Origin of the sequence: Sphingomonas sp. OTU376 (assembly GCF_038440415.1) — a bacterium.
GTDB lineage: Bacteria > Pseudomonadota > Alphaproteobacteria > Sphingomonadales > Sphingomonadaceae > Sphingomonas > Sphingomonas kyeonggiensis_A.
Genome location: NZ_JASATQ010000084.1, coordinates 1 through 19,002, shown reverse-complemented (window position 1 = coordinate 19,002; position 19,002 = coordinate 1). Strand labels below are relative to the sequence as shown.

21 protein-coding genes are annotated in these 19,002 nt (G+C 66.6%); 8 read left to right on the top strand and 13 right to left on the bottom strand.

Translation table 11 applies throughout. The features are described from left to right. Positions 1–126 precede the first annotated feature (126 nt). The 7 genes from AAHM44_RS22530 to AAHM44_RS22500 all read right to left on the bottom strand — a co-directional run bounded on the left by AAHM44_RS22530 (position 127) and on the right by AAHM44_RS22500 (position 4,870). A complete protein-coding gene (locus AAHM44_RS22530) occupies positions 127–843 on the bottom strand; it encodes a CAP domain-containing protein (protein WP_342251392.1) in 717 nt (238 codons plus the stop codon). A gap of 197 nt (positions 844–1,040) precedes the next feature. Further along, positions 1,041–1,655, bottom strand: a complete 615-nt coding sequence (locus AAHM44_RS22525) for a CAP domain-containing protein (RefSeq protein ID WP_269575062.1) — start codon at positions 1,653–1,655, stop codon at positions 1,041–1,043. A gap of 367 nt (positions 1,656–2,022) precedes the next feature. Continuing rightward, positions 2,023–2,640, bottom strand: a complete 618-nt coding sequence (gene rplI / locus AAHM44_RS22520) for a 50S ribosomal protein L9 (protein WP_342251391.1) — start codon at positions 2,638–2,640, stop codon at positions 2,023–2,025. 14 nt (positions 2,641–2,654) lie between these two features. After that, positions 2,655–2,879 carry a 30S ribosomal protein S18 gene (gene rpsR / locus AAHM44_RS22515; protein ID WP_010543816.1) on the bottom strand — a complete coding sequence of 75 codons (225 nt, stop codon included), beginning with the start codon at positions 2,877–2,879 and terminating at the stop codon, positions 2,655–2,657. A gap of 13 nt (positions 2,880–2,892) precedes the next feature. After that, complete coding sequence (gene rpsF, locus AAHM44_RS22510; RefSeq protein WP_184166878.1) at positions 2,893–3,285, bottom strand: 30S ribosomal protein S6; 393 nt, start codon at positions 3,283–3,285, stop codon at positions 2,893–2,895. Positions 3,286–3,434: 149 nt separating this feature from the next. Further along, entirely contained in the window at positions 3,435–4,400 is a 966-nt protein-coding gene (locus AAHM44_RS22505) for a hypothetical protein (protein WP_269575064.1), read from the bottom strand. 131 nt (positions 4,401–4,531) lie between these two features. Beyond that, positions 4,532–4,870 carry an RcnB family protein gene (locus AAHM44_RS22500; protein WP_342251393.1) on the bottom strand — a complete coding sequence of 113 codons (339 nt, stop codon included), beginning with the start codon at positions 4,868–4,870 and terminating at the stop codon, positions 4,532–4,534. A gap of 211 nt (positions 4,871–5,081) precedes the next feature. Between AAHM44_RS22500 and fabD the strand changes: the two genes are divergently transcribed. The 7 genes from fabD to AAHM44_RS22465 all read left to right on the top strand — a co-directional run bounded on the left by fabD (position 5,082) and on the right by AAHM44_RS22465 (position 11,888). Beyond that, a complete protein-coding gene (gene fabD / locus AAHM44_RS22495) occupies positions 5,082–6,017 on the top strand; it encodes an ACP S-malonyltransferase (RefSeq protein WP_342251390.1) in 936 nt (311 codons plus the stop codon). 50 nt (positions 6,018–6,067) lie between these two features. After that, complete coding sequence (gene fabG, locus AAHM44_RS22490; RefSeq protein ID WP_269575066.1) at positions 6,068–6,805, top strand: 3-oxoacyl-[acyl-carrier-protein] reductase; 738 nt, start codon at positions 6,068–6,070, stop codon at positions 6,803–6,805. A gap of 30 nt (positions 6,806–6,835) precedes the next feature. Next, a complete protein-coding gene (locus tag AAHM44_RS22485; protein WP_269575067.1) occupies positions 6,836–7,372 on the top strand; it encodes a hypothetical protein in 537 nt (178 codons plus the stop codon). A 100-nt stretch (positions 7,373–7,472) separates the two neighbouring features. Continuing rightward, positions 7,473–7,721 (top strand): acyl carrier protein, encoded by a 249-nt coding sequence (locus AAHM44_RS22480; protein ID WP_086129474.1) that lies wholly within the window; start codon positions 7,473–7,475, stop codon positions 7,719–7,721. Between the two features lie 166 nt (positions 7,722–7,887). Then, entirely contained in the window at positions 7,888–9,147 is a 1,260-nt protein-coding gene (gene fabF, locus AAHM44_RS22475) for a beta-ketoacyl-ACP synthase II (RefSeq protein ID WP_184166864.1), read from the top strand. Positions 9,148–9,256: 109 nt separating this feature from the next. Continuing rightward, complete coding sequence (gene mltG / locus AAHM44_RS22470; protein ID WP_269576435.1) at positions 9,257–10,168, top strand: endolytic transglycosylase MltG; 912 nt, start codon at positions 9,257–9,259, stop codon at positions 10,166–10,168. Between the two features lie 112 nt (positions 10,169–10,280). Continuing rightward, complete coding sequence (locus AAHM44_RS22465; protein WP_342251389.1) at positions 10,281–11,888, top strand: S10 family peptidase; 1,608 nt, start codon at positions 10,281–10,283, stop codon at positions 11,886–11,888. Positions 11,889–11,909: 21 nt separating this feature from the next. Here AAHM44_RS22465 and AAHM44_RS22460 read toward each other — a convergent pair whose 3' ends face one another. Beyond that, on the bottom strand, positions 11,910–12,338 hold the full coding sequence (locus tag AAHM44_RS22460) for a group III truncated hemoglobin (RefSeq protein WP_269575069.1): 429 nt from the start codon (positions 12,336–12,338) through the stop codon (positions 11,910–11,912). 160 nt (positions 12,339–12,498) lie between these two features. Here AAHM44_RS22460 and AAHM44_RS22455 point away from each other — a divergent pair, with 160 nt between their 5' ends. After that, the gene (locus tag AAHM44_RS22455) at positions 12,499–12,786 is read left to right on the top strand and encodes a GIY-YIG nuclease family protein (protein ID WP_342251388.1); all 288 of its coding nucleotides are present in this window, start codon (positions 12,499–12,501) and stop codon (positions 12,784–12,786) included. A 40-nt stretch (positions 12,787–12,826) separates the two neighbouring features. Here AAHM44_RS22455 and eda read toward each other — a convergent pair whose 3' ends face one another. From eda to zwf, 5 genes are all read right to left on the bottom strand, one after another. Continuing rightward, positions 12,827–13,417 carry a bifunctional 4-hydroxy-2-oxoglutarate aldolase/2-dehydro-3-deoxy-phosphogluconate aldolase gene (eda, locus tag AAHM44_RS22450; protein WP_269576437.1) on the bottom strand — a complete coding sequence of 197 codons (591 nt, stop codon included), beginning with the start codon at positions 13,415–13,417 and terminating at the stop codon, positions 12,827–12,829. Positions 13,418–13,431: 14 nt separating this feature from the next. After that, complete coding sequence (gene glk / locus AAHM44_RS22445) at positions 13,432–14,400, bottom strand: glucokinase (protein WP_269575070.1); 969 nt, start codon at positions 14,398–14,400, stop codon at positions 13,432–13,434. Between the two features lie 132 nt (positions 14,401–14,532). Beyond that, the gene (gene edd / locus AAHM44_RS22440) at positions 14,533–16,353 is read right to left on the bottom strand and encodes a phosphogluconate dehydratase (RefSeq protein WP_184166852.1); all 1,821 of its coding nucleotides are present in this window, start codon (positions 16,351–16,353) and stop codon (positions 14,533–14,535) included. Positions 16,354–16,464: 111 nt separating this feature from the next. Further along, a complete protein-coding gene (gene pgl / locus AAHM44_RS22435; RefSeq protein WP_342251387.1) occupies positions 16,465–17,172 on the bottom strand; it encodes a 6-phosphogluconolactonase in 708 nt (235 codons plus the stop codon). Positions 17,173–17,322: 150 nt separating this feature from the next. After that, positions 17,323–18,780 carry a glucose-6-phosphate dehydrogenase gene (gene zwf / locus AAHM44_RS22430; RefSeq protein ID WP_184166846.1) on the bottom strand — a complete coding sequence of 486 codons (1,458 nt, stop codon included), beginning with the start codon at positions 18,778–18,780 and terminating at the stop codon, positions 17,323–17,325. Between the last annotated feature and the right edge of the window lie 222 nt (positions 18,781–19,002).

Sequence of the window (19,002 nt, the reverse complement as noted above, 5' to 3'; positions counted from 1 at the left end):
GGGCTCCCTCCAAACACCGTTTGGCCCCGGCCGCCGGCGGGGGCCCAGGGTTTCTCTGCCGTTCCGCTCGTGACCCTGGGCCCCGGCTTTCGCCGGGGAGCGTCACGGATGTCGGCAGCTGCGCCCTCAGCGCTTGGTGGTATCCCGCATCCGGAACACCTGCCCGCCGCGCGCCTTGGCCCAGCCCGGCACCACCGGCGAGCCGTCGGCGGTGCCGCTGAAATCGACCACGCAGATATTGCCGAAGCGGCGATGCGTGCCGCAGCCGACGCCGGCGAAGCGGAAGTCCGCCTGGAACAGCAGCGCCCGGTGCCCGCGCGAGCGCACGCCGTCGTCGACGATCAGGCTGCGCACCACCGCGCCGGCATCGCCGCTGCCATACCAGATGCCTTCGCCGACATAGATGTCGCCGCCGCGCCGCTTCACCCGGTCGCCCGGGCTCATCCCGTTGCGCGAGACATGGCCGCTCGCGCCGCTCATCCCCTGGTCGTCGGCATGGTCCTGCGCGGCGAGCACCAGCAGGTCGCCGCGGCTGAGCGGGGGCAGGGGCTCCTGGCGCTCGAGGAAGTCGATCGCCTCGTCCACCGCGTCGAGCCCTTCATTGGTGATCACGCCATTGGGATCGCCGGGCAGGAACAGCACGCGGCCGTCGAAATAGCGGCGATAGTCGCGCAGCGTCTCGGCATAGTCCTGCGGATGCTGGCGGGCATAGTTGATCTCGGTGAGCACGTCGCGCTCGAGCCTCGAGACGGTGGTGGCGCGCTCGCCCGCCTGGGCGGTGGCGCCGGCGAAGAACATGGCGCACGCGCCCAGCGCGGCGGTCAGTCGGCCCTTGGCAGTCACGTAGAGCTCCCCCCGGAGCCGGTCCGGGCCCCGCGCCCGTCCGTTGTGTCACCGGTAGCGCATTCCGCTTAACCGGCTGAGAAGGCAAGCGGATATTCGGGAGTTAACCTTAGGGGGGGGGCGGCGGTTGATCTGGCAGTTCCCCGGCGAAAGCCGGGGCCCAGGGTTTCTCTGCGGTGCCGCTTGTTACTCCGCGGTCAGGGCTGGCCGTCCGGCTTGCGGCCCAGGTCGGCGACGCACATCATCCGGTAGCCATTATGCGGGCCGCAGGCGACGCCGGCATAGCGCATCTCGGCGGCGTAGAGCGTCTTGCGGTGCCCGCGCCCCGGCACGGCGTCGTCGACGATCAACTGGCGGACCACCTCGCGGGCACTGGGCGGGCCATAGGTGATGACTTCCGCCACATAGGGGCCGCCGCCGCGCTTCTGCACCCGGTCGCGCGGATCGGCGCCGTCGGCGGAATAATGGCCGGTGCCGCCGCGCGGTCCCTGTTCGCGGACATGGTCGCGCGCGGCGCGGGCGAGCAGCGGGGCATGTGCGATCGGCTCCAGCGGCGCCTGGCGCTCGAGGAAGCGGATCGCCTCGTCCACGGCGCGTACGCCTTCCTCGGTGCGCAGCCCGTCGGGGTTGCCGGGATACCAGACGATCTTGCCCTTGAAGTACTTCCGATATTCGCGGAGCCGCTCGGCATAGTCGCGGGGGCGGGTGCGCGCGAAGTTGATCTCGGCGAGCACCGCGGCTTCCAGTCCGGCCTGGAGCGGGGCGGGCGCGGGCGTAGCGAGCGTCAGAGCGAGGGGCAGGAACGGCAGCATCGCCCGCCTATAGAGCAGGGCGGGATGAATGGTCTCCGAACAAAAGATTAACGCGCGCTGCAACCTTGCTCGACTGGGCTCGTTTCATACTCCGAGCGACAACAAAGGTTCGGGTTGCGATGAACAAGGTTCTGCCAGTGGTATTGGCCCTCATCCCGCTCGCGGCGGTGATCGGCGCCTGTGTATCCTGCCCCTGATCGGGCCGGTTTTCCTCCCCGATGCTGGCGGGGAGCCGCGATTTACTTGGTTTCGGCTGCGAATAGCCTGAAGTTTCGAATCCCTCCCCCAATTCCCCCGGAGGGTCGCACAAGAAAAGGGCCGCCCCGGTATCCCGGAGCGGCCCTTTCACTTAACCGTTGCGAAGGGCTCAGCCCTCGGCGGTCTCGCCTTCGTCGGCGGCCGGAGCTTCCTCGCGGACCTCGGCGGTCGCGCCCGGCTCGGCGTTGGGATCATAATCCTCGACGAAGCCCGTGGTGTCACGGCCTTCCTCGAACATCTGAGCCATCACGTCGACGCCCTGCGCCTGCATGTCGGCCTCTTCCGGCGAACGTGCAACGTTGACCTTGACGGTCACAGACACTTCCGGGTGCAGCTGCACGCGCACTTCGTACACACCGATCGCCTTGATCGGCTTGTCGAGGACGACCTGCGACTTGGTGATCTTGTGGCCGTCGGCGACAAGCGCTTCGACCAGGTCACGCACAGCAACCGAACCATAAAGCTGGCCGGTGTTCGAAGCCTGACGGATCAGGGTGACGGACACGTCGTTGAACGTGCCGGCTTCCTTCTCGGCGTCGGTGCGGCGAGCGGCGTTGTCGGCCTCGATGCGCGCGCGGTTGGCCTCGAAGACCTTGCGGTTGGCGGCGTTCGAGCGGAGCGCCTTCTTGTTCGGGAGCAGGTAGTTGCGGGCGAACCCGTCCTTGACCTTCACCACGTCGCCGATGGCGCCGAGCTTCTCGACGCGCTCAAGCAGAATGACTTCCATGGGTCGAGCCTCCCTTACTTAACGATGTAGGGCAGCAGGCCCAGGTGACGGGCGCGCTTGATGGCCTGGGCCAGCTCGCGCTGCTTCTTGGCGCTCACCGAGGTGATGCGCGACGGGACGATCTTGCCGCGCTCAGAGACAAAGCCCTGCAGCAGACGGACGTCCTTGTAATCGATCCGGGGAGCGTCCTTCGCGGAGAAGGGGCAGCTTTTGCGGCGGCGGAAAAACGGGCGTGCCATGGTCTATATCTCCTTATTCGCCGCCGAAACCGGTGTTGCCGCCGGCTTCGTCGCGATCGCGACGGCCACGGCCACGCTCGCGGTCACCCTTGCGCATCATCACGCTCGGACCCTGCTCCAGCTCATCGACCTTGACGGTCATGTAGCGGATCACGTCTTCGTTGATCTGCGTCTGGCGCTCGAGCTCGGCGACGACACCCGCCGGGGCGTCGATTTCGAGCATCACGTAGTGCGCCTTGCGGTTCTTCGCGATACGATAGGCAAGCGAACGAAGACCCCAGGTCTCGGTCTTCACGACCTTGCCGTTGTTGTCCTCGATGATCTTGGTGGCGGCTTCCGCCAGAGCGTCCACCTGCGCCTGTGCCAGATCCTGGCGCGCAAGGAACACGTGCTCGTAAAGAGCCATGCGTCTTTCTCACTGTTGGCCGATCGCTGACGCCACCCCGTGTGACGCCCCTCCGGCTGTCGTCTCAATTCAATGGTCGCGCGAGCGGGAATCGCGTCCCCACTCGAACGAAGGCGGGCCCTTAGCTCAGGGCGGGGCTGCTGGCAAGCCTAGTAGCGATCCCCATTCCCACGTGGCCGCGGCGCGGGGCGCGTGTCGCTGGGCACGATCGGGGCCGGGCTTCGCGAAAGCCAGCCGCCGTCATCGTCGAGCCTCGGCTTGGGAAAATCCGCCGGCGGGTGGATCGGGCCGCAGGGATCATCGTCCCATTGGAGGCAGCGCAGCCGCTCATTGTAGATCACGCCGCGGATATTCCCGGTGCTGCCGTCAGGCCGGCTATAGCTGCTGTCGAGATACCATTCGCGGTTCTTCTTGCGCTTGCCTGACTGCACGGGCTCCGAAACCCGTCCCATGTCGATGCCGCGAAAGTGGCGCGAATAGCTGTCGAGTTCGATCGCGGCGCGAAAACGGCCTTCCGCGCCGCCCGGGCCGTCCAGCTTCTGGGTCAGCCAGTTGATCCGCCGGTCGCGGCGGGCCTCTTCCTCGCCCAGCCGGGTGATCCAGCCGGTGTCGCGCACGAACATGCCGACGGTGGAAAAGGTCACCTCCGACTGTTTGGGGATGCCGCGCACCGAGACGATCTGGCCCTGGAATCCCTTGCTGCCGCAGGTCGTCGCCTGCCACATCGTGCCGTCCGCCTCGTAGAGCTCGCAGCCCACCGGGGTGCGCCGGCCGATCAGCGTGCCTTCGCGCAGTCCATTGGGGCCTTCGAACCCGCCGACCGAATAGTAGAAGCCGGTGATATGCTCGCCATCGAAGCTGAGCACCACCTTCACGCCACCGCCGACGACCTGCTGGTAGCAGCGCTGGTCGGGATAGGGGCAGGGGGTCTGCTCGCGCCGGCGCAGATCTGCGGTGACCGAGGTCTTGCCGGTATAGTTGCCGAAATAGGCGACCTGGCCTTCGAAATCCGGAGCGAGGGCGGGATCGTCGCGGTCCCGTGGCGTCGGCTGGGCCTGTGCGGCGAACGGCATGAGCATGGCCACGGAAAGGGCCGTAAGGGTTGCCCGGAACATCCTGCACTCCTCCCAGTCGAACGCGTTAACCATAACACTAACGCTAGCGAAACGAGGAGTCGGATTCGTGTTGCAGATGTAAAACGGCAGGGCATGGCCCTGCCGTTTCATGAACGCTTTCGGCGTTTTGCTTAGCGGATCGCGCCCGCGATCACCGCGGCGATGATGCCCGAGGTGATTCCGACCAGCACCGCGTCGTTGCCCGACTGGACATAGCGATAGCCGCGCGGCGGGGCCTTCAGGCCGCGATACTTGCGATAGTCGATCTCGCGGTAGTTGCGCGCCTGACGGCTGTCGAAGCGCTCGCCCTTGCGCCAGTTGCTGCGATAGGCCTGCTTGGTGACGACCACCTTCTTCTTGGTGACCACCTGGTGCGCCGGCGGGCGGCCATGCTGCTGCGGGGCAGCGGCGAGCACCGGCGTGGCGACCATCGACATGGCGACGGCGGCGAGAATGAACTTCTTCATGATTGCGCTCCTCTTTCGTTCTACTGGCGCCGGGTTGTTTCGGCGTTGAGGGCAATCTGGGGATGGCGTGTCGCAGACGTTTGTCTCCGGCATTGCGAAATGGTCGCAATGTTTCGCAATCCTGTCCGGTCCGTTCAGCTTGGCGCTTGCCTCGCGGATGGTGCAGGCCTAACGCGCGGCCCCAATCGCACGCAGCCGCTGACAGGAGAGACACATGCGCGCCTTCATCTTCCCCGGCCAGGGCAGCCAGGCCGTCGGCATGGGCAAGGCCCTTGCCGAAGCAAGCGCCACCGCCCGCGAAGTCTTCCAGGAAGTCGATGACGCGCTGGGCCAGAATCTCTTCAAGTTGATGAGCGAAGGCCCCGAGGACGAACTGACTCTCACCGCCAATGCCCAGCCGGCGATCATGGCCAATGCCATCGCGGTGCTGCGCGTGCTCGAGAAGGAAGGCGGCATTCGTCTGGCCGACAAGGCCGATTTCGTCGCCGGCCACAGCCTCGGCGAATATACCGCGCTCTGCGCCGCCGGTGCCTTCGATCTCGCCACCACGGCGAAGCTGCTGCGCATCCGCGGCGACGCGATGCAGGCGGCGGTGCCCGTTGGTGTCGGCGCGATGGCCGCGATTCTCGGCGCAGACCGCGAGAAGGCCCAGGCGATCGCCGACGCCGCGGCCGAGAGCCAGGTCTGCACCGTCGCCAACGACAATGATCCGTCGCAGGTGGTGATCTCGGGCCACCGCGAGGCGATCGAGCGGGCGCTGCCGATCGCCAAGGAAATGGGCGCCAAGCGCGCGCTGCTCCTGCCGGTCTCCGCGCCCTTCCACTGCCCGCTGATGCAGCCTGCTGCCGATGCGATGGCCGAAGCGCTCGCCGCCGTGACGCTCCAGGCGCCGCTGGTGCCGGTCTATGCCAATGTCACCGCTGCCCCGGCCGCCGACCCCGACGCGATCCGCGCGCTGCTCGTCGAGCAGGTCACCGGCATGGTCCGTTGGCGCGAATCGGTGCTGGCGATGTTCGCGGCGGGCGTGACCGACTATGTCGAGTTCGGCGGCAAGGTGCTGGGCGGCATGGTCAAGCGCATCACGCCGGATGCAACCCCGGTCAGCGTGGTGACGATGGACGACATCGAAGCGCTGGCGAAGAGCCTGTAATTTTGGCCGTCATCCCGGCTTTCGACGGGACGGCGGAGTAGGAGAATCAAATGTTCGACCTCACTGGCATGACCGCACTCGTCACTGGCGCTTCGGGCGGTATCGGCTCGGCGATCGCCAAGGCGCTGGCCGCGCAGGGTGCGCGGCTCGCCGTGTCCGGCAGCAATGTCGAGAAGCTCGAGGCGTTCCGCGCCGAGCTCGGCGGCGACCATGTCGCGCTGCCCTGCAACCTGTCCGACGCGGCGCAGGTCGATGCGTTGGTGCCCCAGGCGGTGGAAGCGCTCGGCAAGCTCGATATCCTCGTCAACAACGCCGGCGTCACCCGCGACAACCTCACCATGCGGATGAAGGACGAGGAGTGGGATCAGGTGATCTCGGTCAACCTCGAGGCCGCCTTCCGCCTGATCCGCGCCGCCGCCAAGCCGATGATGAAGGCCCGATTCGGCCGGGTGATCTCGATCACCTCCGTCGTTGGCGCGACCGGCAACCCGGGCCAGGCCAACTATGCCGCCTCCAAGGCCGGCCTGGTCGGCATGTCCAAGGCGGTCGCCCAGGAGCTCGCCAGCCGCAACATCACGGTGAATTGCGTCGCCCCGGGCTTCATCCGCTCGGCGATGACCGACGTGCTGCCCGAAGCGCAGAAGACCGCGCTGCTCACCCGCATTCCGGCGGGCGATCTCGGTACCGGCGAGGATATCGGCGCTGCCGTCGTCTATCTCGCAAGCAAGGAAGCCGGCTATGTCACCGGTCAGACCTTGCATGTGAACGGCGGCATGGCGATGCTGTAAACCGTGTCCGGGGGCTGGAGTTTGAATTCTATGCGTATTTTCGGATTCGCGGCCCTTGCGGCCATAGCCTTCGCGGCCCCGGCACATGCCGCCGACCTCGCCACCATCGATTGCGTGATCGGCAAGCTGAAGCCCGCGCTCCAGGCGCAGATCTCCGGCGATGTCACGCGCAACATGGGGGAGGGCGTCGCCGTGCGCCCTACCTATGATGCAGCGGTGGGCAGCGGCATTTCTATCGCCGCGAAGGAATGCGCGGACGCGAACAAATGGTCCGATGCGGCGCTGGAAGCCGCCCGGGTCTACACGCTCGCCAAGCTCGGCCTGCCGATCGCGGAAACCTTCGTTTCGGCGCAGGGTTTCAACGTCGGCGAGCTGGAATCGCAGTTCGACGCGCTGCCCGAAGACGCCCGCAACCGCCCGCTTACCAACCAGGAAATGCAGCAGCTGGTGATCGCCTCGGTCACCGACGAAGCGAAGCAGACGCGCGCCAACGCCGCGCTTCTCAACAAATATTTCCTGTTTCTCAGCACCGTGCGCTACTCGGTCTGGCAGTTTTCCGAAGCCTGACGTCGAAGCCGGTGCGCGCACCCTCTTGCAACGGCACCATGTGCGATCTAGGTGCGTTCCAACGATATTGAGCCCCTAGCTACAAAGGAAAACAGGGACCATGGCCACTCAGGAAGAGATCACCACCCGCGTGACTGCGCTCGTCGTCGATCACCTCGGTGTCGACGCAGGCGACGTTTCGCCGACGGCGAGCTTCATTGATGACCTGGGCGCCGACAGCCTCGACATCGTCGAGCTGGTGATGGCGTTCGAAGAGGAATTCGGTGTCGAGATCCCCGACGACGCGGCTGAGAAGATCAGCACCGTCGGCGACGCGGTCTCCTACATCTCCGAGCACCAGGCGGGCTGATCGCCCTCCAGGCGATCGTGCCCTTATGGGCCGAGCTTGAGAATCCAGCGGCTCCCCGTCCCGGGCTCGAAAAGAGTTGGGCGGGGAGCCGTTTTGTTTTGGCGGTGAAAACAGGCATTTAAGCCGCTTTCATGCGCGATATTATGAAGTTTGACGGAGAAATCGGATGCGCCGTGTAGTCGTCACCGGCCTTGGCCTCGTCACCCCGCTGGGCGCGGACGTCGAGACTGCCTGGAAGAATATCATCGCCGCCAAGTCCGGCGCGGGCACGATCACGCGCTTCGACGCGACCGATTTCCAGAGCAACTATGCCTGCGAAGTGAAGGGTCCGGACCATGAATATGGCTTCGATCCCGGCAAGCGCGTCGATCACAAGATCCAGCGTCAGGTCGATCCCTTCATCATCTACGGCATCGATGCCGCCGGCCAGGCGATCGAGGATGCCGGCCTGCTCGACATGGACGAGGCGACCCGATTCCGCGCCGGCTGCTCGATCGGCTCGGGCATCGGCGGCCTGCCGGGCATCGAGAGCGAATCGCTCGTGCTCGCCGAAAAGGGCCCGAAGCGCGTCTCGCCGCACTTCGTCCATGGCCGCCTGATCAACCTGATCTCGGGCCAGGTCAGCATCAAGTACGGCCTGATGGGCCCGAACCACGCCGTGGTCACCGCCTGCTCGACCGGCGCCCACTCGATCGGCGACGCCGCGCGCATGATCGCGATGGACGATGCCGACATCATGCTCGCCGGCGGCGCCGAGAGCACGGTCTGCCCGATCGGCATCGCCGGCTTCGGCCAGGCCCGCGCGCTTTCCACCGGTTTCCGGGACGATCCCACCAAGGCCAGCCGCCCCTGGGACCAGGGCCGCGACGGCTTCGTCATGGGCGAAGGCGCGGGCGTGGTGGTGCTCGAGGAATATGAGCACGCCAAGGCGCGCGGCGCGAAGATCTATTGCGAAGTGGTCGGCTATGGCCTGTCGGGCGACGCCTATCACGTCACCGCGCCGCATCCGGAAGGTTCGGGCGCGTTCCGCTCGATGCAGATGGCGGTGAAGAAGTCGGGCCTGGCGCTGTCGGACATCGATTACATCAACGCCCATGGCACCTCGACGCCGCTCGGCGACGAGCTCGAGCTCGGTGCGGTCCGCCGCCTGTTCGGCGACGCGATCGGCGGCCTGTCGATGAGCTCGACCAAGTCGGCGATCGGCCACCTGCTCGGCGGTGCCGGCGCGGTGGAGAGCATCTTCTGCATCCTGGCGCTGCGCGACCAGATCGTGCCGCCGACGCTCAACCTCGACAATCCGAGCGAGAATTGCGCGGGCGTCGATCTCGTCCCGCACGTCGCCAAGGAACGCAAGGTGAAGGCCGTGCTGAACAACTCGTTCGGCTTTGGCGGCACCAATGCCAGCCTGGTGATGAAGGCTGTCTGAAGACACGCCTGCGCCGGCAGCTGCCGCACAGCCCGTCCGGAAGCCGCGCAAGCGGCGTCTGGGCGGCTGCGCGCTGCTGGTCGCGATCCTGGTGCTGGTCGCGCTCGGCATGGCCGTGCTCCAGCTCTGGGGCGGGGCGGGGCCTTCGAAGCAGAATGTCTCGGTCCTGATTCCCGAAGGCTCCAGCCTGTCGCGCGCGGCGACCGAGCTGGAAAAGGCCGGGGCGATCGGCTCGGCCCGCCAGTTCCTGATCCTTGCCAAGGTGCTGGGCAGCAGCGATCCGATCAAGGCGGGCGAATATCGCGTGCCGGCGCATCTCAGCCAGTCCGACATCCTCAAGATGATGCAGGGCGGCAAGACGCTCCAGCGCTTCGTGACGATCCCCGAGGGCACGCCCTCGATCCTGGTCTATGAGGCGCTGATGAAGGCGCCGCAGCTCAGCGGTGAGATCCAGGTGCCGGCCGAAGGCTCGGTGCTGCCGGACAGCTATGCCTATAATCGCGGCGACACCCGCCAGTCGGTGCTCGATCGTATGCAGAAGGCGATGGCGACCTATCTCGCCAGGGCTTGGGAGGCCCGCAAGCCGGGCATCGCGGTCAACACCCCCGAAGAGGCGATCAACCTGGCCGCGATCGTCGAGAAGGAAACCGGCAAGCCCGAGGAGCGCAAGACGGTTGCCGCGGTCTATTCGAACCGCCTGCGTCAGAACATGATGCTCCAGGCGGACCCGACCTTCATCTACCCGATCACCCGGGGCAAGCCGCTCGGCCGTCGTCCTTTGCTCTCCGAAGTGCACGCGAAGAACGACTACAACACCTATGAGAAGACCGGCCTGCCGATCGGTCCGATCACCAATCCGGGCCGCGCCAGCATCGACGCGGTGCTCGATCCGGCGACCTCCTCGGCGCTCTATTTCGTTGCCGACGGCACCGGTGGCCATGTGTTCGCCGACACGCTCGAGCAGCACAACGCCAACGTCCAGAAGTGGTACGCCATCCGCCGCGCACGCGGCGAGATGTGATCGCCTTTCCCTCTCCCGCAGGCGGGAGAGGGTTGGGGAACCCTGCTTGCCTCCCCCGCAACCCCATGCGAACCTTGTTTCGCAATCGCCACGAAACCGGGGAAATCACCGCATGCGCCGCCTTGTCCTGACTAGCCTTTTGCTCGCCACTGCCGCTCCCGTCTGGGCGCAGGACAAGGCCGAGCAGCCGGCGGCAAAGGGGCAGGGCTATCGCGAGCAGATGAAGGCCGAGGCCGAGGCGGCATGGGCGCGTCCGCCGGTCGAGGAAGCCAGCGCGGTCAGCCACGGTGCGGTCACGGTCGGCGGCCAGAACATCGCCTATACCGCCACCGCCGGTACGCTCACCATCCGCGATGACGAGGGCAAGCCGACCGCCTCCTATTTCTACACCGCCTATACCCGCGACGGGTCGAAGGGGCCGCGCCCGGTCACCTATTTCTACAATGGCGGTCCCGGCTCGCCGACGATCTGGCTGCACATGGGCAGTTTCGCGCCGGTCCGCGTGACCACCGCCAATCCCGAATATATCCGCCCGGCGCCCTATGGCTTCGGCCCCAATCCCGATTCGCTGATAGACAAGACCGACATGGTGTTCATCGATGCGATCGGGGCCGGCTGGTCGCGGCCGCTCGGCGACAAGACCGGCAAGGATTTCTGGGGAGTCGACCAGGACGCCGACGGCTTTGCCCGCGCGATCCTGCGCTACACCAGCAAGTTCAACCGCTGGGCCTCGCCCAAATTCCTGTTCGGCGAAAGCTATGGCACGCTGCGCAACCCGGTGGTCGCGGCGAAGCTGGAGTCGGCGGGCCTCAGCCTCAACGGCATCGTCCAGTTCTCGACGATCATGAACTATGGCGTGCGCCAGCCGGGCTATGACCAGAATTTCCTGACGCTGTTCCCGACGATGGCGGCGACGGCCTGGTATCATAACCGTCTGCAGAACCGCCCGGCCGATCTGCGTGCCTTCCTCGACGAGGTCCGTGCCTTCACCAGCGGCGCCTATGCCGCCGCGCTGGCCAAGGGATCGACGATCTCGCCCGAGGAAAAGGCCGCCGTCGCGGCGAAGATGGCCGCTTATACCGGCATCAGCGAGGCCTATATCCTGCGCGCCGACCTGCGCCTCACGCTGCCGCGCTTCCAGACCGAGCTGCTGCGCGATCGCCGTGTCGCCGTGGGCCGGCTCGATTCGCGCTATCTGCTGAACGTCACCGACGCCAATGCCGACAGTCCCGAGGATGATCCCTCGTCGACTGCGGTCTCGGGCGCCTTTGTCGCGACCTTCCAGGACTATGCGGCCCGCGTGCTCGGCTACAAGACCGACATGCCCTATCGCATGAGCGCGCGGGGCCCCGGATTCGAATGGGACTGGAAGCACCGCGCGCCGGGGGACGGCACCCATCTCGCACCGGACAGTGCCGTTGATCTCGCCTATACGATGCGCACCAATCCGTACCTCAAGGTGCTGTTTATCAACGGCTATTATGATTTCGCCACGCCCTTTTACGGCGCCGAATTCGATGTCAGCCACATGCTGCTCGACCAGCAGCTCCAGAAGAACATTCGGTTCACTTATTATGATGCTGGGCACATGGTGTATCTGAACCCGGAAACGCTGCCGCAGATGCACCGCGATCTCTCGACCTGGTATGACGATGCCCTGCGCGCTGCCGCCTCGAGCAGCCCGCCCGCGCGTCCGGAGGCGAAGGCGGGCAAGAACTGACGCTGGAGCCTGATCCGGGGCTCAGGCGAACCCTTCGCCAGGTCCCAGGCCCATCTTGCCGTGATGGTGGATGGCGATGCCGTTGAGGAAGCTGTTCGCGATCATCCGCGCGCGCTCATGGACATGCTCGGCGGCATCCCCGCCGCCGATCTCGGCCAGCGTCGCGCCGAACAGGTCGAGCCAGCGCGCGAACATCGGCTTGTCGAGCCCGGGGATGGCCAGGTGCAGCGGCATCGGCCGCCCCAGATACTCGCCGCTGCTGAACAGGATCGAGCGCCAGAAACGCTTCATCTGGGCGAGATGCGGCGCCCAGTCCGTGATCCGCTCGCCAAAGACCGGCCCCAGCACCGGATCGGCCTGGATGCGTGCATAGAAGCGCTCGACCAGCTCGGAGACGAACGCATCGTCGATCCCCATCTCCGCCGCCGCGCGCCGCTTCTCGTCTCGCATTTGTATGGCATGGGGGGAGGGCGTGCCGGTCTTTTCCATGGCGGCTATCTGGGGATGCCGACGCGAAACGGAAATGGGACATTCCGTCCCAGACACGCAGTCAGAGCTACGATATCGTCATCCCGGCGAAAGCCGGGATCTCAGGCGACGGAGGGGAGCGGTGGCCGGCTGGACCTATATCATGGCCAACAAGTCGCGCGGGGTTCTCTACATCGGAGTCGCGGCGTCGCTTGCGCAACGCATCCAGCAACACCGCGAAGGTAGAGGCTCCAAATTCTGTGCCAGATACAACCTGACGCTACTCGTCCTCGCAGAGCACCACGACACAATCGACGACCCGATCCGCCGCGAGAAGATGCTCAAGGAATGGAAGCGCGAATGGAAGATCGATTTGATCGAGCGCTCCAATCCCGAATGGCGCGATCTGTTCGACGACATTCGGGAATAGAGCCGCCTGAGATCCCGGCTTTCGCCGGGATGACGGTTGTTTACCGCCCCAGCGAAGCCGCTTCGCGTGCCAGCGTCTCGACCTGCTCGTAGCTCGCGCCCTTGGGCGTGACCCAGGAGCCGCCGACGCACAGGATCGGGTCGAAGCCCAACCATTCCGGCGCGGTCGCCGCCGTGATGCCGCCGGTCGGGCAGAACTTGCACTGGTAGAAGGGCGCGGCGAGCGCCTTCAGGGCCTTCAGGCCACCCGAGGTCTCGGCCGGGAAGAACTTGAAATGGGTGAGGCCGAGGTCGAGCCCGCGCATGATGTCACCGGCATTGGCGACGCCAGGCAGGTACGGCACGCCGCTGCGGGTGATCGCGTCGCCCAGGCGGTCGGTCAGGCCCGGCGAGACGATGAATTCGGCATCGGCCTTCATCACCTGCTCGAACTGGTCGGTGTTTACCACGGTGCCGGCGCCGACGATCGCGCCTTCGACCTTCTTCATCTCGGCGATGGCTTCCAGTGCCGCTTCGGTGCGCAAGGTCACCTCGAGCACGCGCAGGCCGCCCTTCACCAGCGCTTCCGCCAGCGGCCTTGCCGTGGCGGCGTCTTCGATCACGAGCACCGGGATCACCGGCGCGGTCTTCATGATGGCTTCGATATTCAAAGGGCATGCTCCTGCGCGAATGCCGCGGCGGCGCCGTAGAGGCCCGGCTGCGGGTGCGTGATGAGCTTCACCGGAATGGAAGACATCAGCCCCTGGAACCGGCCCTTGGCGATGAACCGCTGGCCGAAGCCCGACTGCAACAGATGGTCCTTGAGTCGCAACCCCAGACCGCCGGCAATCACCACGCCCTTGGGGCCGTGGCTCAGCGCAAGGTCGCCCGCGACGGCGCCCAGGCTCAGGCAGAAGCGGTCGAGCGCGGCCACCGCCAGCTCGTCCTTGCCTTCGAGCGCGAGGCCCCAGATCGCCTTGTCGTCGAGCCGGTTTACCGGCTTGCCTTCCAGCTCGGCCAGCGTCTCGTAGAGCGAGACGATCGCCGGGCCGGCTACCACGCGCTCCTTGGAGACGCGGTTGTAGATCTTGCGCAGCCGCTTCACGAGCGCGTCCTCGATCGGGTCGAGCGGCGCGAAGTCGCTATGCCCGCCCTCGGTGGCGATCACGTCATAGCCGGCGCGGTGACGGAACACCTGCGCGACGCCCAGGCCGGTGCCCGGGCCGCACACGGTGATCGAGCCCTTGTCGGGCAGCGACTGGTCGGGCCCGCACAGGTGCAGGAAATGCTCGTCGCCCATCTGCGCGACGGCGTGGCCGATCGCCTCGAAGTCGTTGACCACCGTCCAGGTGTCGGCGCCCAGCCGGTCGGGGATCAGCGCGGGGCGGATGATCCAGGGATTGTTGGTGAGCTTGATGATCTCGCCGCCCACCGGGGAGGCCACTGCCAGCGCCGCCGCCTTGGGCAGCGGCCGGCCGAGTTCCTCGCCATAGGCCTGCCAGGCGAGCTGCAGGCTGGGGTGCTCGGCGACCTTCTGCGTGACCGGCTCGCTGATCGAGACGACGCGGCCCTCCGCTACTTCGGCAACGGCAAAGCGGGCATGCGTGCCCCCGATATCGACCGCGACGACTTCCATTCGGGCTCCTGATCCTCTCATCCGCCTGGGTCTGTCAACGTTGCCATACCCGGCCGGGCCCTTCTTCCCGCGTGCGACGCAGAAGTAAAGGATAACCGTCACCCCGGCCGTGGCCGGGGTGCGGTCCGGGTCTTACAGTCCCGCTTCCGCCAGCATCGCCGACGCGCCCTTTTCGGCTTCGTCGCAGTGGTGGCGCAGCATCGCGAACAGCTCGCGGCCGGTGCCGATCGCCGGCGGCGGCGCGGCGACATGCTCGCGCGCCTCCCATTCCGCCGCATCGACCAGCGCGCTCAGCTCGCCGCTCTCGGCGCACAGCCGCACCACGTCGCCGTCGCGCAGCTTGGCGATCGGGCCGCCGCCCAGCGCCTCGGGGCTGAGGTGGATCGCGCACGGCACCTTGCCGCTCGCGCCCGACATGCGTCCGTCGGTGACCAGCGCGACCTTGAAGCCGCGGTTCTGCAGCACGCCCAGCGGCGGCGTCAGCTTGTGCAGCTCGGGCATGCCGTTCGCCTTGGGGCCCTGGAAGCGGACCACCACGATCACGTCGCGCTCCAGCTCGCCGGCCTTGAACGCTTCCTGCACTTCGAGCTGGTCGGCGAAGACCCGGCACGGCGCCTCGATCGTCCAGCGCTCGCGCTCGACCGCCGAGACCTTGATGCACGCCCGGCCCAGATTGCCCTTGAGGATGCGGAAGCCGCCCTCGCTCGAGAAGGGATCGGACGCGGTGCGCACGATCGTGTCGTCGCCGCTCTTCTCGCCATGCTCGGTCCACACCAGCGTGTCGCCGGCCATCTCGGGCTTGCGGCCATAATCCGCCATGCCGCCCTTGCCGACGGTCAGCGTGTCGCCATGCATCAGCCCGGCGCCGAGCAGCTCGCGGATCACGAAGCTCGGCCCGCCGGCATCCTCGAAGCCGTTCACATCGGCCGAGCCGTTCGGATAGACCCGCGTCAGCAGCGGCACGATCCGCGAGAGCCGGTCGAAATCGTCCCAGTCGATCGTGATCCCCGCCGCCCGCGCGAACGCCGGCACATGGATCAGGTGGTTGGTCGAGCCGCCGGTCGCCAGCAGCACGATCGCCGCGTTCACGATCGCCTTTTCATCCACCACATGCCCGATCGGGCGGTAATCATCGCCGTTCCAGCCGATCTCGGTCAGGCGGTGCACCGCGGCGCGGGTCAGCTCCTGGCGCAGCTTGGTGCCCGGATTGGCGAAAGCGGCGCCCGGCATGTGCAGGCCCATCGCCTCCATCATCATCTGGTTCGAATTGGCGGTGCCGTAGAAGGTGCAGGTGCCCTTGGAATGGTATGCCGCGATCTCGGCGTCGAGCAGCTCGTCGCGGCTCACCTTGCCCTCCGCATAGAGCTCGCGGATCTTGGCCTTTTCCTTGTTGGCCAGGCCCGACTTCATCGGCCCGCCCGGGATCAGCACCATCGGCAGGTGGCCGAAGCGCAGCGCGCCCATCAGCAGCCCCGGCACGATCTTGTCGCAGATGCCGAGCAGCGCCGCGCCCTCGAAGGTGCGGTGGGAGAGGGCGACCGCGGTGCTCAGCGCGATCGTGTCGCGGCTGAACAGCGACAGCTCCATGCCCTGGTACCCCTGCGTCACGCCGTCGCACATCGCCGGCACGCCGCCCGCCACCTGCGCGGTGGCACCGGCCTCATGCGCCCAGATCTTCATCTGCTCGGGATAGCGATAATAGACCGCATGCGCCGAGAGCAGGTCGTTATAGGCGCTGACGATGCCGATGTTCATCGAGCGCCCGGCCTTCATCTGCTCGCGCTGCTCGTCGGTGCCGGCATAGGCATGGGCGAGGTTGGCGCAGCCGAGCTTCGGCCGGTCGTTCCCCGATTCGCGCTCGGCATCGAGCAGCGCGAGATAGGCGCGGCGCCTGGCCTTGGAGCGCTCGATCACCCGGTCGGTGACGGCGGCGATTTCGGGGTGCAGGGTCATATACTCATTCCATTTACACTACCGTTCCCCGGCGAAAGCCGGGGCCCAGGGTTTCTCGGCTGCGTCGCTTGTGACCCTGGCCCCCGGCATTCACCGGGGATCAGGCAAGCCTCAGTTCGCCCAGTGAATATCCACCGGCAGCTCGACATCGGCGAGCACGCGACCGACCGGGTAGCTCGACGAGGCACCCTGTTCGATCGCGGTCTCGAGCACGCCCTTCTTCGCCTCGCCGGTGAACGCGATCATCAGCGCGCGGGCCGAGACGATCGCGGCGCGGCTCAGCGTCACGCGGGCAACCGGCGCCTCGGGCGGCAGCGGATCGGGCATCACGCCCAGCGCGCGGCGCTCCTTGGGGCCGTTCAGCGCTTCGTCGTAATCGGGGCCCGGGAAGATCGAGGCGCAGTGCCCGTCGCCGCCCACGCCGAGCAGGCACAGGTCGAGCGGCCAGTGCACGTCCTGGAGCAGCGCGTCGGCCGAGCGGCCCGCCGCCTTGTAGTCGGGTGCCTTGTCCGAGACGAGCGGGAGCACGCGGGCGCCCTTGGGGATGAAGATCTTGCCGATCGCGGTGACGTTCGACAGCGGATCGCCCAGCGGCACGATGCGATCGTCGCCCGGGATGATCGTCACGCGCTTCCAGTCGATCTTGGCCTTGGCGAGCTTCTCGTAGATCGGCAGCGGGGTCTTGCCCCCGGCCAGCGCGATCACCGCCGCGCCGCGCGCATCGATCGCGCTCTCGATGATGAAGCCGATATCGCCGGCGACGGCATCGGCCATCTCGTCGGCGCTCTCATAGTCCCACCATTCGATTTCGGTCGTCATGTTCGTTCCTTGCGTTTCAGGTGGGTATTCCTGGCCCAAAAATCACTGTCATGCTGAACTTGTTTCAGCACCCAAGGCTCCACTCGGGAAACCGTCGCCGGTGGCGCGCTGGACCCTGAAACGAGTTCAGGGTGACGGTCCTCTAAAATCCTACTCGTTCCACGTCACCCCGTCGCGCTCGGTCAGCGCGATCGCGGCGCTCGGGCCCCAGCTGCCCGAGGCATAGGGCTTGGGCTTCACATTGCCGGTCTTCCAGCCTTCGCGGATCGCATCGATCCACGCCCATTGCGCCTCCACCTCGTCGCGGCGGACGAACAGCGTGGGGTCGCCCTCGATCAGGTCGAGGAACAGCCGCTCATAGGCGATGCGGCGGCGGCTGCCCGCGAACTCATGCTCGAGGCTGAGGTTCAGCGGCACTTCCTTCAGGTGGATGCCGTCGCGGTCGAGGCCCGGCTCCTTCGCCATCACCAGCAGCTGGATATATTCCTCGGGCTGCAGGCGGATCACCAGCACATTGGGCTTCAGCGCGCCGCCGCGATCCTCGAAGATCGAGTGCGGCACCGGCTTGAAGGTGATGACGATCTCGCTGCGGCGCTCGGCCAGCCGCTTGCCGGTGCGCAGGTAGAAGGGCACGCCGTGCCAGCGCCAATTGTCGACATGCGCCTTGATCGCGACGAAGGTCTCGGTGTCCGAGCTCTTCTCCAGGTCGGTGTCGTAGGAGCGCACGATCTCGCCCTTCACCGCGCCGCCGCCATATTGGCCGGTCACGGTCAGGTTCGGCACGTCGGCCCCGGCGATCGGGCGGAGCGAGCGCAGCACCTTCACCTTCTCGTCGCGCACCGAAGTGCCGTCGAAGCGGGCAGGGGGCTCCATCGCGATCAGCGCGAGCAGCTGGAGCATGTGGTTCTGCACCATGTCGCGCAGCGCGCCGACATCGTCATAATAGCCCGCACGGCCTTCGAGGCCGACGGTCTCGGAAACGGTGATCTGGACGTTCTCGATGCCCTGGGCGTTCCACACCGGCTCGAACAGCGAATTGCCGAAGCGCAGCGCCAGGATGTTCTGCACCGTCTCCTTGCCGAGATAGTGGTCGATCCGGAAGGTGCGGTCCTCGGGGAAGGCTTCGGCAACGATATCGTTGACGATCCGGCTGGAGGCGAGGTCGACGCCCAGCGGCTTTTCCAGCCCGATGCGGACATTGTCGCCGGTCAGTCCGGCCGATTGCAGCCCCTTGATCGTCGGGCCGAACAGCGAAGGCGCGGTCGACAGGAAGATGGCGAGCCCGTCCGAGATGTCGCCCAGCTTCTCGGCCAGCGCGGCGAAGCCCTCGGTCTTCGAGGCATCGAGCCGCTGGTAGAAGACCCGCTCCAGGAAGCTGGCGACAGCGCTGTCATCCTTGCGGTCGGCCGGCAGGAATTTCTCGAGCGATTCCCGGGCGAAGCCGCGGAAGCCGGCATCGTCATATTCGGAGCGCGCGGTGCAGGTGATCGTCAGGCCGTCGGGCAGCAGCCCATCGGCATGCAGGCCGTAGAGCGAGGGGAGCAGCATCCGCTGGGAAAGGTCGCCGGTGGCGCCGAACAAAAGCAGTTTGCCCGCGGGCTGTCGCATGGATCGCCTCTTAATCGTCGTTTCGGGCCCGCGAGACACCAATGGCGCGCAAAGATCAAGGCCGGGTGGAGCGCTCTAGATAGGGTAACCGGTGGCAGCGGCAAGCGGAGTGGCGGAAGATTGCTCGCGGCGAGGTGGGGAGGAAAGAAATCGTGCGCGCGGACGGGCGTGCGCTCGCCGCGGCGCATCGGAAAACCGTCAAACCCCGGGGAGACCCGGGGG